Source organism: Sinorhizobium garamanticum (assembly GCF_029892065.1).
GTDB lineage: Bacteria > Pseudomonadota > Alphaproteobacteria > Rhizobiales > Rhizobiaceae > Sinorhizobium > Sinorhizobium garamanticum.
Window position 1 is genome coordinate 644,039 of sequence record NZ_CP120373.1, and the last position, 16,911, is coordinate 660,949.

The 16,911-nt window shown below is 61.9% G+C and carries 9 protein-coding genes and 1 pseudogene; 5 read left to right on the forward strand and 5 right to left on the reverse strand.

The annotated features are described in order from the left end of the window. Positions 1–94 precede the first annotated feature (94 nt). Positions 95–1,717, reverse strand: a complete 1,623-nt coding sequence (locus PZN02_RS03165; RefSeq protein WP_280660171.1) for an ABC-F family ATP-binding cassette domain-containing protein — start codon at positions 1,715–1,717, stop codon at positions 95–97. A 344-nt stretch (positions 1,718–2,061) separates the two neighbouring features. Between PZN02_RS03165 and PZN02_RS03170 the strand changes: the two genes are divergently transcribed. After that, positions 2,062–2,568 (forward strand): DUF2380 domain-containing protein, encoded by a 507-nt coding sequence (locus PZN02_RS03170; RefSeq protein ID WP_280660172.1) that lies wholly within the window; start codon positions 2,062–2,064, stop codon positions 2,566–2,568. A gap of 151 nt (positions 2,569–2,719) precedes the next feature. Next, the gene (locus PZN02_RS03175; protein WP_280660173.1) at positions 2,720–2,926 is read left to right on the forward strand and encodes a hypothetical protein; all 207 of its coding nucleotides are present in this window, start codon (positions 2,720–2,722) and stop codon (positions 2,924–2,926) included. Here the strand turns inward: PZN02_RS03175 and PZN02_RS03180 are convergent. Further along, the gene (locus tag PZN02_RS03180; RefSeq protein ID WP_280660174.1) at positions 2,895–3,107 is read right to left on the reverse strand and encodes a hypothetical protein; all 213 of its coding nucleotides are present in this window, start codon (positions 3,105–3,107) and stop codon (positions 2,895–2,897) included. The genes PZN02_RS03175 and PZN02_RS03180 overlap by 32 nt on opposite strands. A 488-nt stretch (positions 3,108–3,595) precedes the next feature. Between PZN02_RS03180 and PZN02_RS03185 the strand changes: the two are divergent. Continuing rightward, positions 3,596–4,093 (forward strand): annotated as a pseudogene (locus tag PZN02_RS03185) (methyl-accepting chemotaxis protein); the annotation flags it as partial. A 127-nt stretch (positions 4,094–4,220) separates the two neighbouring features. On the opposite strand, the gene pncB reads toward PZN02_RS03185, so the two are convergent. The 3 genes from pncB to PZN02_RS03200 form a co-directional block, all read right to left on the reverse strand. Next, complete coding sequence (gene pncB, locus PZN02_RS03190; RefSeq protein ID WP_280660176.1) at positions 4,221–5,525, reverse strand: nicotinate phosphoribosyltransferase; 1,305 nt, start codon at positions 5,523–5,525, stop codon at positions 4,221–4,223. Positions 5,526–5,620: 95 nt separating this feature from the next. Beyond that, the gene (gene pncA, locus PZN02_RS03195; RefSeq protein WP_280660177.1) at positions 5,621–6,220 is read right to left on the reverse strand and encodes a bifunctional nicotinamidase/pyrazinamidase; all 600 of its coding nucleotides are present in this window, start codon (positions 6,218–6,220) and stop codon (positions 5,621–5,623) included. A 111-nt stretch (positions 6,221–6,331) separates the two neighbouring features. Then, positions 6,332–7,519 carry a polysaccharide biosynthesis/export family protein gene (locus tag PZN02_RS03200; protein ID WP_280660178.1) on the reverse strand — a complete coding sequence of 396 codons (1,188 nt, stop codon included), beginning with the start codon at positions 7,517–7,519 and terminating at the stop codon, positions 6,332–6,334. A 413-nt stretch (positions 7,520–7,932) separates the two neighbouring features. On the opposite strand from PZN02_RS03200, the gene PZN02_RS03205 reads away from it, so the two are divergent. Both PZN02_RS03205 and PZN02_RS03210 read left to right on the forward strand, forming a co-directional pair. After that, positions 7,933–15,477: a type I polyketide synthase gene (locus PZN02_RS03205; protein WP_280660179.1), complete on the forward strand. Its 7,545-nt coding sequence runs from the start codon at positions 7,933–7,935 to the stop codon at positions 15,475–15,477. Continuing rightward, positions 15,474–16,889: an aminotransferase class I/II-fold pyridoxal phosphate-dependent enzyme gene (locus PZN02_RS03210; protein WP_280660180.1), complete on the forward strand. Its 1,416-nt coding sequence runs from the start codon at positions 15,474–15,476 to the stop codon at positions 16,887–16,889. Before PZN02_RS03205 ends, PZN02_RS03210 begins: the two co-directional genes overlap by 4 nt. Positions 16,890–16,911: the final 22 nt, after the last annotated feature.

The following is a 16,911-nucleotide window of genomic DNA, read 5'->3' on the forward strand; positions in this document are numbered from 1 at the left end:
GTGCCGGTTTCGTCCGCTACAACCAATTTGCCCGGTCACAACGTTCACCCAGGTGTCCATCAGCCTCGGGCGCAAATCGCGGAAGCGCCACCCATCACCCGCGCAGCCCCGGCGCTTCCTGTCCAGTGCGCTCCACGTATTCGATGTAACCACCGCCATATTGATGGATCCCGTCCGGCGTCAGCTCCAGCACCCGGTTGGAGAGTGCCGACAGGAAACGGCGATCGTGCGAGACGAACAGCATGGTGCCCTCGTAAGCCGCGAGTGCCTTGATCAGCATTTCCTTCGTATCGAGATCGAGGTGGTTGGTCGGCTCGTCGAGGACGAGGAAGTTCGGCGGGTCGAATAGCATCGCCGCCATCACCAGTCTCGCCTTCTCACCGCCAGAGAGCACGCGGCAGCGCTTCTCGACATCATCGCCGGAAAAGCCGAAGCAGCCGGCCAGCGCTCGGAGCGGCGCCTGCCCGGCCTTCGGGAAACGTTCCTCAAGCCACTGAAGGATGGTGCTGTCGCCGTAGAGCAGGTCCATGGAGTGCTGGGCGAAATAGCCGAGCTTGACACTAGCGCCGAGCGACACGCTGCCCTTGTCCGGCGTGGTGGAGCCGGTGACCAGCTTGAGCAGTGTCGACTTGCCGGCGCCGTTGATGCCCATAATGCACCAGCGTTCGCGCCGGCGCACCATGAAGTCGAGGCCGTCATAGATCGTCCGGCTGCCATAGGCCTTATGCACATTCTTGAGGTTGACGACGTCTTCGCCGGAGCGCGGCGCCGGCAGGAATTCGAAGGCGACTGTCTGGCGCCGGCGCGGAGGCTCGACACGGTCGATCTTTTCAAGCTTCTTCACCCGGCTTTGAACCTGCGAAGCGTGAGAGGCGCGGGCCTTGAAGCGTTCGATGAATTTGATCTCCTTGGCGAGCATCGCCTGCTGGCGCTCGAACTGCGCTTGCTGTTGTCTCTCGTTCAGCGCCCGCTGTTCTTCATAGAAGCCATAATCGCCGGAATAGGTCGTCAGCGCGCCGCCGTCGATCTCGATGATTTTGGTGACGATCCGGTTCATGAACTCGCGGTCGTGGGACGTCATCAGCAGGGCGCCGTCATAGCCTTTCAGGAAATCTTCCAGCCAGATCAGGCTTTCGAGATCGAGATGGTTGCTCGGCTCGTCGAGCAGCATGACGTCCGGACGCATGAGCAGGATGCGGGCGAGTGCTACGCGCATCTTCCAGCCGCCCGACAGCTTGGCGACATCGCCGTCCATCATCTCCTGGCTAAAGCTCAGTCCCGCCAGAACCTCGCGGGCACGTCCCTCCAGGGCGTAGCCATCAAGCTCCTCGTAGCGCGCCTGCGCCTCGCCATAGCGTTCGATGATCGCATCCATTTCATCCAAGCGGTCCGGATCCGACATGGCCGCTTCGAGCTGACGCAGCTCCGCCGCCACGGCGCTGACCGGTCCCGCCCCTTCCATCACCTCGGCGACGGCCGACCGTCCGGCCATCTCGCCGACGTCTTGATCGAAATAGCCGATCGTCATGCCCTTCTCGACTGAGACCTGTCCCTCGTCGGGCAGTTCCTCGCCGGTGATCATCCGAAAGAGCGTCGTCTTTCCCGCCCCGTTGGGCCCGACAAGACCAATCTTCTCGCCACGGTTCAACGCTGCTGAGGCTTCGATGTAGAGGATGCGGTGACTGTTGGACTTGCTGATATTATCGATGCGGATCATGGGGAAGACGGCCTGGTGGGAATTACGGGCCCCCTATGCCACGGCTCGGCGCCGCTGTCACGCGAACCCGCATCCTTTGTCGTCGACGTTAGTCGCGCCGGTTGACGAGGTTGCCAGCGTTGAGATGCGTATAGCTTCCCTCTCGGGATAGCCGTGGGTCGATCGAAGCATCGCTCGCGCCGTTGACTTTAGGTCAGAGAATGGGTCGCACTCGACCCATCACCAGTATCGACCAAGGCTGCGCGACGACGCCATGGTCAAAGCGTCCGGACTTCCTCTGCGTTGATCGTGATTTGCATAGTCAGGCCGCGTACAATGGCCGGCCCGTTCCTGGGAGGACTACCATGCGCGTTCGCATCCTGACTGTCCTCGCGGCGCTGCTTGCCGGCACCTGCGCATTTGCGCACGCCCAGCAGACAAAGCCGATGTCAATCGAGGTGTTTCCTTTCGAATTGGAGGACAAGAGCGCTGGGGCAGGGATAATCCCGCCGGATGACTACGACAGGCGCTATCTGTCCGAATCGGCACAGGTTACAAAGGACATGCTCTCAAAGTCCGGGCGTTTTTCAGTAATCGATGTGCCGGCAGGCAATGAACAGGCGGCTGCACCGCGCGGACTGCGAAACTGCGGGGGCTGTGAGGCCTCTATTGCCAAAGCGCACGGGGCGTCCCTTGCCTTGCTAGGCATCGTAACGCGCGTGAACCGAACAGAGCACACCATGTTCATTCGCATCCTTGACGCTGAAACCGGAAAGCCGGTTTCCTCGGGGTTTACCAATCTTCGCATGGGCGCGAACCACGCTTGGCCCCGCTCGGCGAAATGGCTGATGACAAACAGGATTTTACAGTAGAGCGGCGGCGTCCTGAGATGTCAGGCACACTGGTTCTCCGGGATGAGCAACATGCAGCGGGCTCGGCAGTCGATCAGATCAACCAGGCATGTGATCGTCCAATAGCAGAAACCTCTACCCAACGCTCCGCACGTCGCATAAGCTTCTCCTTATGGAAGCTCAGAGATACGAACTGAAAGAAGAACCGGACGGCTCCTGGACGGTGATCGACAAGGAAACCGGGCAGACCGCCGAGCTGAACGGTGAACAGCTCGCGCACCTCGATATCCACCTGGCGAACGAATACCTCCCGCTCTTGAAGCTGAGGGATACCGTTTCAGGCTTGATCAGGAAACCCGGTGACGAGGGGCAGGCCTGAAATCGGAGAGCTGCGCCAGAAGCTGGTCGCAGGTGAATTTCTTCCTGCCCATCAGATCCAGGATGCGGCGGGCGGCCTCGTTGGCCTCCACTCCATCTCTTCCAACGTTGTGCAGAGCGCACCAGACATCCAGTGCCCCGCGCATGACATCGACATCATCCGGTGAGTAGGCTTGACGCACGAACCCCTCCCAAGGTGTGTACCTCAACGCATTCATCAGAGGCATCATGGGGCATTTTGGGGCAAATTCAAGAAAATACTGAGGTACCCCAATAAGTCATACCATTGACGGCCTTCCGACGCCGTTTCGGCTCCGGCCGCGCCAGCGGAAACGTGGCACAGCGCATCTTCGAAAACCCTAAAAGTGCGTCCGGATGTTATTTGCTTCACACATGCCACCCGTCATCAAACCTTAAAACAAATCCGTATAACTCGCCCTGCGGGAAGCCCGCCGGATGCATGACGCATCGTGACTTGCCGTTTCGGCATTTGATTTCCTTTCAAAATTCGGTGTTGTTATGCGTTTATCCGTGAAGCTCCCGCTCGCAGCGGCGGGTCATGGCCGTTCTTTCCATCGCCGCTACCAGCCTTGCCAGCCTCACCGTCAGCGGCACCATGTCCTCTCAAGCGGCGGTCGAGAAACTCGAAGCCTTGGCGGACGCCCGACGCAACGAATTGGCGCTGAACGCCGGCGGCGAAGCCGCACGCGCCGGCGAGGCGGGCAAGGGGTTCGCGGTTGTCGCACACGAAGTGCGGGAGCTTGCCCAGAAATCCGCGGTCGCTGCGCGTGAAATCAAAACCATCATTACCGCCTCCGCAGACGAGGTGGCGAATGGCGTGTCGCTCGTGAGGGCAGCCGGCGATGCGCTCGGCCGGATCTCCGGACAAATCCACGCCATCAACGACCAGATATCGGAGATCGCCGCCGATGCGCGCGCCCAGGTGAGCGGCCTTCAGGACGTCAACGAAAACGTGCGCGAGCTCGACCGCATGACGCAACAAAACAACGCGATGGTCGAAGAAAGTACAGCAATGACGCATCGGCTTTCGAACGAGGCGTCCGGTCTCTCGCGACTCGTTTCGCAGTTCCGCATAGCCTTCGACGAGCGCACCGAGATCGGCAACTCGGCCGACACTAATATCGAATTTGTTCGCCGGCGCGCGTGATGGCCCGCCACGGCGACCTTAACGCAAGCTTAAGATTCTACTGCTATATCTGACAATGCGATGATGGACAATCGCAATCCCCTTCTTGAAACCGGCGCTTGCCGGTTTCTTTTTTTGCGGGGCGCGTTCAGACCTTGACGGTCTGCTCGACGAAATCCTCGGTTCCGAAGAATTTCAAATAGCGCTGGATTTCCTTGGGATCTCCGGTCGCCTTGCGCGGGTTGTCCGAAAGTTTGACGGCGGGCCGACCATTGGCTTCGCTCACCTTGCAGACAATCGATATCGGGTTGAGGCCGCTGATTTCCGTCGGCGCGCAGCCGGCGAAATCGTTGGTGAGGTTGGTTCCCCAGCCGAAAGTCATGCGTACGCGACCCTCGAAATAGCGATAGGTCTTGATGATCGTGTCGACGTCGAGCCCGTCGGAAAAGATCAGCAGCTTTTCTCGCGGGTCGCGGCCCATCTTCTTCCACCAGCCTATGATCTTCTCGCCTCCTTCGATCGGCGGCGCGCTATCCGGTCGAAAGCCGGTCCAATCCGCCACCCAATCCGGCGCGTCGCGCAGGAATGCCGCGGTCCCGAAGGAGTCCGGCAGCACGATCAGCAAATTGCCGCCATAGAGCTGGTTCCAGTCCTGCAGGACCTTGTAGGGGGCTGCGGCGAGTTCCTTGTCGTTGCGCGCGAGCGCCGCCGCCACCATCGGCAGTTCGTGCGCATTGGTGCCGAGCGCCTCGAGATCGGTGTCCATCGCAAGCAGCACGTTGCTGGAGCCGGAAAACGAGCCGCCGATCCCTTCCTTCAGTGCCTCGACGCACCACCGCTGCCAAAGAAAACTGTGCCGGCGGCGCGTACCGAAATCGGAAATGCGCAGGTCGGGATATTGCCGCAGCTGCTCGACCTTCGACCACATCTTCGCCTTGGCGCGCGCATAGAGCACGTCCAGCGTGAAAGGGCCGAGGCCTTTCATCGCCGCGCGCGAGCGCAGCTCGTTGATGATCGCCAGTGCCGGAATCTCCCACATCGTCGTTTCGACCCAACGACCGCGAAAGTTCAGTTCGAACTGGCCGTCACGGCGCGACAACTCGTATTCGGGTAGTTGGAACTTGGCGAGCCAGGCGAGAAATTCCGGCGAGAAGATCTGCTTACGCCCGTAGAACGTGTTACCGGCGAGCCAGATCATCTCTTTCTTACCGAAACGCAGCGTCCGCGCGTGGTCGAGCTGGTCGCGCAGTTCCTGTTCGTCGATTTCGTCGGCGAGGCGCACGGTCTTGGTGCGGTTGATCAGCGAAAAGGTTGCATCGACATTCGGATGAAGCTGCCAGATCATCTGCAGCATCAGGAGCTTGTAGAAATCCGTATCCAAAAGGCTGCGGATGATCGGATCGAGCTTCCAGGTATGGTTATAGACCCGCCGTGCGATATCGGTCTTTGGCATCTGCGACTACGCTCCTTCTGGATCACCCTGGCGCTCGGCCGAAGCACCATCCTGATCGATTTTCGTCATTCCGAGCGATCCCACGTCCGGCGCTGCTAGACCAGCGCAACGCCCGCGTCGCGCATGCGCTGCGTCATCGTCGCGAGTGATCCGTTGAGATCGATGCCGCGGCAGGCGCCGAGCACAACGGAGGTCGAAAAGCCTTGGGCGACGGCATCGAGCGCCGAGAAGCCGACGCAGAAATCGGTCGCAAGACCGCAGAGCGACACCTTGGAGATGCCACGTTCACGCAGGTAGCCGGCCAAGCCGGTTGGTGTGCGGTGGTCGTTCTCGAAAAAGGCGGAATAGCTGTCGATCTCGGTCCGGAATCCCTTGCGAACGACCAGCTCCGCCGTCGTCCATCGCAAGGCCGGATGGAAATCGGCGCCGGGGCTTCCCTGGACGCAGTGATCCGGCCAGAGCGTCTGCTCGCCGTAGGGCATCGTCACGGTCTCGAACGGCGCCTTGCCGGGATGGCTGGACGCGAAGCTCGAGTGGCCGGCAGGATGCCAGTCCTGCGTCAGGATGACGTGGCGGAACTGCTCGATGAGGCGATTGACGGCGGGTACGATTTCGTCGCCGCCCTCGACAGCAAGGGCGCCGCCGGGGCAGAAGTCATTCTGCATGTCGATGACGATTAACGCGTCTTCAGCCATGGGAACCTCCTCGCGATCCGGCCGCTGTGGCGGCCATCACAAATCGATTTAATCCAGATCAACCACAGAACGCGCACGGCAGCAAGCAGGTTCACTTGCCGCCGATCTTCGTCAGTTCTGCAGATCGTCCAGGTTGTCCGCGAGATTGACGCCGGTATTCGCGATGCCGATCGGCCGCGCCACGAAGTCGAGGAATTTCGCAATATCGACGGAGGGATGACGCGATGCATAGATCACGTCGCGATTCTTGATCGGGAAGGTCTGGCCGACGATCAGGCTATCCGGATTGGTCATGTTGAATCGATAGACGATCGGATAGCGCCCGACACTGTCGGGCTTCATGCCCTTGCTCAGCATCGTATTGAACCGCTCCCGCCCAAGCAGGCTCATGACGATATCCGGCTCTTCGTAACGGAAGACGAAATAGCCCTTCGCATCGACGGTCCGGTCGGCGCCGCCACCCGCAAGCGCCACCGCTTCGAGCAGGTTCAGGTCATTGGCGCCGAACTCGACGCGCTGGTTCGCCCTGACCTGGCCGAGGATCGTGAACGTGCGCGGATCGCGGGTCACGAAGACCTGGTCGCCCGGCTTGACGTGAATATTTTCTGACGGGTTTTCGATGATGGATTTCAAGAGGACCGTTCCGGTCTTCTTGCCGCGCACGAGCGTGACATAGGTCTCGTAAGGCTGCGCCGACGGACCGCCGGCCTTGGCGATGACCTCGTTTATCGACTCGCTGACGAGGTTCAACGGCACGACGGACGGACGGCCGACCGCGCCGGAAACGGTGACGATACGCGATGCCGTGGACGTGCTCGTCACGATGACATCGGGCTCCACGGCCTTCTGCTTCAGTGCCTCGAGAATTGCCTGGCGCGCCTGTTCCAGCGTCAAGCCGGCAAAGCGGACCGGACCGACATAGGGAATGGCCGCCTTACCGTCAGGCTGGACGACCAGATCGATGTTGGTCTGTTTTGATTCCGTTGTGGAAAACAGGCCGTCGCTGCCCGCCTCGAAGATCGATATTTTCAGCTGGTCGCCGACGCCGATGACGACCTGGCCGACGCCGCCGCCAATGCCGAAGCGTCGGCTGAGCGTCGTGGAAACATAGTCCGAGACCAACCGTGCCGATTGGCCGTCGACGTCGACGATGTCAAAGACGGTCGCATTCTTTCTGCCGATCTGCGCACCGGACTGGCCGGCATCCGCGACGATGTCGGTGGTCAGAGGGCCTTCTCCCGGCACGGCCTGACATCCCGCAAGCGCGGTGCAAAGCAGAAGGGCAGTCACTCGTCTCACTACTATACTCCGTATTCGGCACAGCGATGATTCTGCTTACAGATCTGCGCCGTATGTTTTCCCGGCAGGGAATCCGCCGGTCACTGCAAAGCACAATCGCCGTTTCACAACAAGCCACCTCGCCGCCGGGCAGCCAAAATATTCGGCACTGCGCCTTTCCGGTCATACCTCCTCGACATTGTTTACGATCCGTCGCCGTAATTGTCTGGATGGGCCCTCACGACCTGTGTATCTAAGCCGTTGGGGTTGAAAGCTAGGTACTTTGAGTTAAAAGCTCACTAATACAGCGGGGACAGCTCGACGAATAAAATCGGGGAAAATAACAAATCGGTAATCTCACCAATTGCAATTTACGTTTAGTACGGCAATTGGCTAGGACAATTTTAACGGCAGTTTAGAGCGTTCGATCATACATGACTGTTGAAATCATAGGGCGTGCATGCCTCGCCCCCGGAGCGAAATCGCCTGAGGCGCTGTTCAAGATCCTTCGGCAGGGCAAATGCACCGTGTCCAGCGTTCCCTCGGACCGTTGGGATTTGGCGCGCTTTTGGCATCCCGTCATGGGCGTGCAAGGCAAGACCTATTCTTTTGCCGCCGGTGTGCTCGATCAAATCTATGATTTCGATCCGGCTGTCTTCGGCATGTCCCAGCGGGAAGCCATGTATATGGATCCGCAGCAGCGCGTGCTGTTGCAGCTCGCCTGGCGCGCGCTCGAGGATGCCAACATTTCCATTGCCTCCCTCCATGGCGAGAATGTCGGCGTTTATGTCGGCGCGTCGAGCCTCGACCACGCCAACCTGACGGTCGAAGATCCCGCCGCCGCCGGTCCTTATTTCATGACCGGCAACACGCTTTCGATCGTCTCCAACCGCATTTCCCACATCTTCGGGTTGAGCGGGCCGAGCATGACGGTGGATACCGCGTGTTCCTCTTCGCTCGTGGCGCTCGATCAGGCGATGCGGGCGCTCAACGCAGGCGAGATCGACACGGCGATCGTCGGTGGCGTCAACATTCTTGCCCATCCCCTTCCCTTCGTCGGCTTCGCCCAGGCGCGAATGCTGTCGCCGGAAGGCCTCTGCCGGGCCTATGACAACGACGGCGCCGGCTATGTTCGCGCCGAAGGCGGCGTCGTTTTCATCCTGCGCCGCTCGGATCGGGCGCGCCGCGAACGCGACCGCAGCTACGCCAAAATCGTGGCAACCGGGGTCAACTCGGCCGGCCGGACCAACGGCATTTCGCTTCCTTCGCGCGAGGCGCAGGCCAACTTGCTTAGGGCCATCTACGAAGGCAACGGCATCGACGCCAACCAGGTCGCCTTCGTCGAAGGCCACGGTACCGGCACGAAGGTGGGCGACCCGGCGGAAGTATGGTCCATCGGCACTGTCATTGGCGCCAAGCGCAGGGCGCCGGTGCCAATCGGCTCCATAAAGTCCAATATCGGCCACACCGAACCGGCGTCCGGACTGTTCGGCATGATGAAGGCCGTTCTGGCGCTCGAACATAACTACCTACCGGCGTCGCTGCATTTCGATACGCCGAACGAACATATCGATTTCGATGGACTGAACGTTCGCGTCACCGCCAACCCGATCGAACTGCTGAGAGGCAAGCGTGCACGGCTTGCCGGCATCAACTCCTTCGGCTTCGGTGGCGCCAACGCGCATGTGGTCATCAGCGACCCGGAAACGGTACAGGACGAGAAACCCGCGCCTTCGTCGGCCGGTCACGTATTCATGGCAAGCGCCCACACGGCGTCGAGCCTCGAGAACCTGTTGAAGGAGTACAAGGCGAGCTTTGCGAGTGCCTCGAAGGAAGAGACGCGCGCGATGATCGCCGCCTCCGGCGCCAACCGCACCCATATGCGCCATCGCTTCGCGGCGCGCAGCGATCACCCAGAAGATATCGTGCGGGCGATCGCCAACCATCTGGAGAAGCCCGGCTCCGACATCGGCGAAGTGGGCGAAGCCCCGGTGAAGGATGCAAAAGTCGCGTTCGTCTTCTCGGGCAACGGTTCCCAATGGGCCGGCATGGGCGTCGAAGCCTTCCGCGAGAACCTGCACTTCCGCCAGTCCTTCACGTCCGTCAGCGCGCTCTTCAAGTTCCATTCCGACATCGTCCTGACCGACCTTCTGACGGATCCGGAACTCGACAAGAAGCTCTCGGATACGAAGGTCGCGCAGCCGCTGCTTTTCGCCGTCCAGGCTGCTCTCTCCGATTCGCTGGTCGCGATGGGCATCCAGCCGACAGCCGTCTTCGGCCACTCGGTCGGCGAGATCGCCGCTGCCTATGCGGCTGGCGCCGTGTCGCTCGTCGATGCCGTGTCGATCGTTGCCAAGCGCTCGCTGCATCAGGATCTCCTGGCTGGTCAGGGAACGATGGCAGCCGTGATGCTCGGCGAGGAAGCCGCCGAGGCGTTCGCGCAAGCGCGCGGTCTCAACGGGCTCTGCGTCGCAGCCGTCAACGCACATAATTCGGTCACGATGTCCGGTCCGGCGCATGAAATTTCTGCGTTCCGCGACGCCGCACGCAAGGCCAAGATCCCGGTCCAGATCCTCGACATCAACTATCCGTTCCACCATCCGGTCATCGACAAGGCAAAGCAGTCCTTCCTTTCCGACATTCCGGACATTGCCCCGCGGCGGACAGAGCTGACCTTTCTCTCGACCGTAACCGGCGCCGCACTCGACGGAACGCAGCTTGACCCGGACTATTGGTGGAAAAACGTCCGTGAACCGGTCCGCTTCCAGGCCGCCGCGGAGGCGGCGCTCGAACTCGGCTGCCGGCTTTTCATCGAAATTTCCCCGCGCCCGATCCTGGCATCCTATGTCAAGGAAACAATCAAGCAGGCGGCCTTCCCGGCGGCGGTCGTTCCGACGTTGCTTCGGGACGTCGGCCAGAGCGGTCACGATCCGATTTCGGCTTCGATGGCGCGCGCCGTCGCGCACGGTGCGGCGGTCGACCGGCCCCGCGTCTACGGAAAGCGCAACGCCTTCGTCGAACTGCCCGCACTGCCCTTCGAACCGGTAGAATTGCGGCCTGCGGCGACGACCGATGCGAGCGACCTCTTCGGCCGTTCCGCCCGGCCTTATCGCCTGACGGGCTGGCGCGGCGATCCGAACAGCGGCAGCTGGAAGAACCATGTCGATGCGCATCTCTTCCCGGACCTTGCCGAGCATGTCGTCGACGGCAAGCCGATTCTGCCGGGCAGCGGCTTCATCGAGGTGGCCGTCTCCGCCGCGCAGCAATATTACGGCAACGACGAGGTGGAGATTACCAACCTGGAGATCGTTCGCCCGTTGGAGCTCAGCGACAGCCGCATGATGGAGCTCTCGACCATCCTGTCACCCGAGACAGGCGACATCGAGATCCGTTCGCGCGAGCGCCTCTCGGAGGACGACTGGACAGTGCATGCCGTTGCGCGAAGCCGCAAGCCCGTGCCCGGAAAGAATAATGCCTCTCCGTCCGTCGCCAAATTGGCGAAAACGGCAAGTGTCGATCCTTCGAAAGCCTACGAGACGGCGAAACAATTCGGGCTCGATTACGGTCCAAGCTTCCAGTTGCTTTCAAAGGCTGTCGCATACGGCGACCGGATCGTTGACGTCGAACTGAAGGCGCCGAACGGGGCGGGACACCCGCTCGTCAGCTATTCTCTTCATCCAATCTCCGTCGACGCAACGTTCCATGGGCTCGTTGCGCTCTTCGACCGCTTCACGGGTGACAAGGGCGGAGCACCCTACATTCCGGTACGCTTCGGTTCCGTGCGTGTCGTCAACGCCGGACGGCCGATAGCCCGCGCCACGATCGAGATCGAGCGCGTCAGCGCCAATTCGATCAAGGCGAGGTTCCATTTCTTCGACAAGTCGGGCGAAGCGATTGCGCATTTCGACGATTGTCGTTTCCGCCGCACCTATTTGCGCAAGCACAAGACGCTGGATGGGCTTTCCTTCCACTACGAGACCGTGCTTTCCGAGATGACGCTGCCCGGTGCCAAGCCGGCCGCACCCATGCCGCATTTGCTGACGGCGCCCGCCGGTGGCGATGACAGCGTCGACAACGCGACTTTGCTATTCAACGCTGCGACCTACCGCGCCTGCCAGGAGATCGCGCTGAAGCTTGCAAGGGGAGGCGCCACGATCCACGGCGATGCCCTGCCCGGCGACTTCGCCTTCCAGTGTTTCCTGACAAGCTGCCTCTATGTATTGGAGGACGCCGGACTCAGCGAACATCAAAATGGTGTCTGGACCGTTGCGCGGGAGTTCAGCCTTCCGACCGTGGCCGAAATCCTCGGCGAACTCTATGGCGAGCGTCCCGATCGCGCGGTCGAAGGCGTGCTCATCAACAATGCCTACGCCGAAGCCTTAAGCCGGCTCGACGCGCTTTTCGCTGCGGGGCCGGACGGCGACCAGGCGCACGCCTTCAGCGCGGGCTTCATCAGCGACGCGACGCTCGACCACCAGGCCGTGCATTCCGTTGCGAGCCGGCAGCGCATGGAGCGGGTGCTCGGCGCTGTGGAACGGGCACTGACAGCACAAACCACCGGCATCCCCTTGCGCATTGTCGAATTCGGAAGCGTTTCGACGGGCTTCACGCGTCGGCTCGCCGACCTGGCGGCGCGTCATGGCGCGAGCCTGATCGTCGCCGAACCGCGCGACAACGCGCAGCGCAACCTTGAGATCGCATTCGAGAACGATGCGCATGTGCGCATTCTCAAAAAGAGCGAATTCGCGGCAATCGCACCCTTCGATCTCGCCGTCAGCGCCTCGGACCATCTTTACCAGCTGATCGAGGACGAAATCGCGCTGCGCACCGCATTGCGCTTGATGCTGCGCGAAGGCGGCGCGCTTGCTGCCGCCGTCAGCGCTCCCTCGATCTTCGGCGACTTCGCTCTCGGCCTTTCCGACGGCTGGTTTGCCCGCAGCCAGACGGCCGAGTTCCCGATCGGCAATCTTGCCGCCGTGCCGCATTGGCAGAAATGTCTGACAGATCTCGGGCTGCGCGACATCAACGTCGCAGACCACGAGTGTGCACACGGCAACATCATTCTGCTCGAGGCCCGCGGCGCGGCTGCTACGACAGCATCCGGCGAACCGGTGCAGGCGATCAAGGCCGTTGCCGGCCCCTACCTGGTCATTCAGGTGGAACGTGCCCCCCACGACGCGGCGTCGATGTCCGCAGACGCCGTCCCGGTACTGCTGGCAGGCGATATGGCGGCCGACGTTGCAACGCTGCAGGCCGCACTCGGCAACTTGGGGCAGAATCCTGTTCGCGCGGTGTTGGTTTCGCCGGCGACCGGTCATGCAAGCGACACCGACTCCGCCTCGCTGCAGGCTCATGTGCTTGCGCTGAGCGCCTTCGTCGAAGCGCTAAGGCAGCGTGTCGGAGATGCTGACCTGTCCGGCGACGACCGCCCTCGGCTGGTGATCGTCGCTCCGGGCGGCGCGCCGGTTGCTTCGCGGGCAGATGGCGTCGCGGTCAGTTCCGGTGTGAATTCCGGGCTCTGGGCGTTCGCTCGTGTTCTGCAGAACGAGTACGAATTCCTCGATGTCCATTCGCTCGACCTCGACGGTCACGACAAGGCGGGCCTGGAGGATGGCATTACTTCGGCGCTGCCGCTGTTGACGGTGTCCGGTCCAAATCGTGAATGGTTGCTGGACAAGGCCACTGGATTGCTCTCGGAAATCCGCGCCGTTCCCGGCCCCGCGGTCAGAACCGAAGGCAAGACAAGCGCCTTTGCGGCAGCGACGATCCGCCAGCGCGTCAGCTCGCAGGTTGCGAGCATCGCCTGGGAGGAAGCGGATGTGCCGCAGGCCAGACAGGGCGAGATCGTCGTCGCCGTTGCGGCAACGGGCCTGAACTTCCGTGACGTGATGTGGGCCATGGGCCTTCTTCCCGAAGAAGCGCTCGAGGACGGGTTTGCCGGCGCAACGATCGGCATGGAGCTTTCCGGCCACGTGGTCGCCGTCGGCGAAGGGGTCGACGACCTGGCCGTCGGCGACGCGGTCATGGCGATCGCACCTTCGGCATTCTCGACGCACGCCGTCGTATCCCGCGCTGGCGTCGCAAAACTGCCGCGGACCATCAGCCCCGTGGCCGCGGCCACCGTGCCCGTCGCTTTCCTCACGGCCTACTACGCGATGGTCGAGCTCGGCCGTATCCAGGCCGGAGAGACGATCCTCATCCATGGCGCTGCCGGCGGCGTCGGTCTCGCCGCGCTCCAGGTCGCCAAGCTCAAGGGCGCCAAGGTCATAGCGACGGCTGGAACGCGCGAAAAACGGCGCTTCCTGGCGATGCTCGGTGCCGATCACGTCTTCGATTCGCGGTCGCTCGGTTTCGTCAACGACGTGCGCGCCGTCACCGGCGGAGAGGGCGTCGATCTCGTGCTGAACTCGCTGTTCGCCGAAGCGATGGAACAAAGCCTCGCGCTGGTGAAGCCTTTCGGCCGGTTCCTGGAACTCGGTAAGCGCGACTACTACGCGGACAGCAAGATCGGATTGCGGCCGTTCCGGCGCAATGTCAGCTATTTCGGCATCGATGCGGACCAGCTTCTAGTCAATGCGCCTGCGCTCACCAAACGCATCTTCATGGAAATCGGGGCGCTTTTCGAGGAAGGCAAGCTGACGCCGCTGCCCTACCGCGCCTTCGATTTCGATGAAATTGGCAACGCCTTCCGCCTGATGCAGAATGCCGGGCACATCGGCAAGATCGTCGTCCTGCCGCCGGTCGCCGGCAAGCACGAGATCGCCGTGAAGCCGCATAAGGGCGTCAAAGTGGATCCGGACGGCGTACATCTCGTCGTCGGCGGCATCGGCGGATTCGGTCTCGCAGCCGCCAACTGGCTGGTCGAGAAGGGCGCACGCAGGATCGCTCTGTGCTCTCGCCGCGGTCAGGCGGACGCCGAGACGAGCGCGATGCTCGCGCGCTGGCAGAAGACGGGCGTGTCCGCCTCGCTCCATGCCTGCGACATCACCGATGCGGCCGCGGTCGACGGGCTTCTCGCGACGCTTCGCACCGAGGCGCCGCTGCGTTCCGTCGTCCATGCGGCTATGGTGCTGGACGACGCCCTGATCAGCAATCTCAACCGCGAGCGCAACCGGCCGGTGATCGACACGAAGGCCAAGGGCGCTGCGATCCTCGACCGGCTGACGCGTGACGACGAGCTCGACAATTTCATCCTGTTCTCGTCGGCAACGACGCTTGTCGGCAATCCCGGACAGGCCAACTATGTCGCGGCCAACGGCTATCTCGAAGGCCTTGCCCGGGCCCGGCGCGCGGAGGGTCTCCCGGGTCTCGCCGTCGGCTTCGGCGCGATCGCCGACGCCGGTTATCTCGCGCAGAACACCGATGTGAACGATCTTCTGGCCAAGCGCATCGGCAAGACCGCCTTGAAGTCCCAGGTGGCGCTCGACATGGTCGAAAGCCACATCGCCTCGGATCCCGGCACCGTCGATGCGGCGGTCGTGATGATTTCGGAGATCGACTGGACGGCCGCGCGCAACCTGCCGGTTGCCCGCAACGCGCTGTTCGAGGTGATCCTGCGCAGCGCGGACCAGCATTCTTCCGGTGCCGAGGGAACTCATATGGACCTCGTCGCGATGATCGAGGGGAAGTCGCCGCAGGAAGCGGAAGACATCCTGTTCGACCTGGTGGCAGGCGAGATCGCCGCGATCCTTCGGGTGTCGAAAGATACGGTGACCCGCGGCAAGATCCTGAAGGAAATCGGCCTGGACAGCCTGATGGCGGTGGAACTCGGAATGAGCTTCCAGCAGAACACCGGCTTCGACATGCCCTTGAGCGGCGTCGCCGACAATACGACGGTGGGCGACGTTGCGCGCAAACTCTATGAAAAGGTAAGCAAGCGGGACCAGGGTGACGATGGCGAGGCAGCCGATGACCGGCTGGTAACCGAACTTACACAGCGCCACGCCGGGGCGGACAGGGAAAAAGCACTGAGCCAATGAGCAATGACGGAAACGGCCAGACCTTCTCCAAGATGAACAGCAGCCTCAAGGAGAACCTACTGGACAGGATGAGGAACACGCATCAATCGTCGGAGCGCAACCGGATGGCGCGCTCGGAACGGGAGTTGCCAGCCCCTCCCCGTCGCCGCCAGGCGCGCTTCGAGGATCTTCCCGAATATAAGCAAGTGATTACGCAGAAATTCGCGAGCGAGCAGCTGGGCATCGCCAATCCCTTCTATCGGGCACACCAGACGGCTGCCGGCGCGACGACGGTGATCGACGGCCGCACGATGATCAACTTCGCCTCCTACGATTACCTCGGGCTGAACCGCCACGCCCACGTACTCGACAGAGCGCGCGACACGATCGGGAACTTCGGCATTTCCGCCTCCGCGAGCAGGCTCGTTGCCGGCGAGCGGCCCGTGCATGTCGAGCTCGAGGAAAAGATCGCGCGCTTCTACGGCGTCGAAGCGGCGGTTTGTTTCGTCAGCGGCTATCTCACCAACGTTGCCGCCATCAGCTGCCTGATGGGTCCCAAGGATCTCGTCATCCATGACGAGTTCATCCACAACAGCGCGCTCGCCGGCATCAAGCTTTCCGGCGCCACGCGCCGCCTCTTCAAGCACAACGACACGGCCGATCTCGAGCATGTGCTGCGCACGGTCGCCGGAGAATATCGTCACATCATGGTCATCGTCGAAGGCATTTATTCGATGGACGGCGATGTCGCGAACCTTCCTGCCCTGCTGAAGCTCAAGGCCGAATATGGTTTCTGGCTGATGGTCGACGAGGCCCATTCACTGGGCGTTCTCGGGCCGCACGGCAAGGGGCTCGCCGAACACTTCGGCGTCGATCCCCACGAGGTCGACATCTGGATGGGAACGCTGTCGAAAACGACGTCGAGCTGCGGCGGCTATATTGCCGGGAACGAGGCATTGGCGGCGGTGCTTAAAGCATCGGCCGGTGGCTTCGTCTACAGCGTCGGCCTGGCACCGGTGCTCGGCGCTTCAGCGGTCGCAAGCCTCGATATCCTCGAACGCGAACCCGAACGCACCGCGGCGCTCAGGCGCAACGGCGGCCTGTTCCTCAAGCTCGCCAAGGAAGCAGGCCTCGATACGGGCTTGAGCGGCGGCTTCTCGGTCGTTCCCGTCATCGTCGGCGATTCGTTGCGCGCGGTGCAGCTTTCCAACGATCTGCTCGCGGCGGGAGTGAATGTGCTGCCGATCATCCATCCTGCCGTACCGGAAGGATCGGCGCGGCTGCGCTTCTTCATTACCAGCGATCACACGAAGGAGCAGATCCGCCGTACCGTCGCGCTGACCGCCGAGCGCCTCAAGGATTTGACCGAACGGAATTTCGGGCTTGGCGGAGTCGATATCGAACAGATGTTGAAGGCGCTCTCGGCGCGCTAGTCATTACGCAATTCCAGGCGGA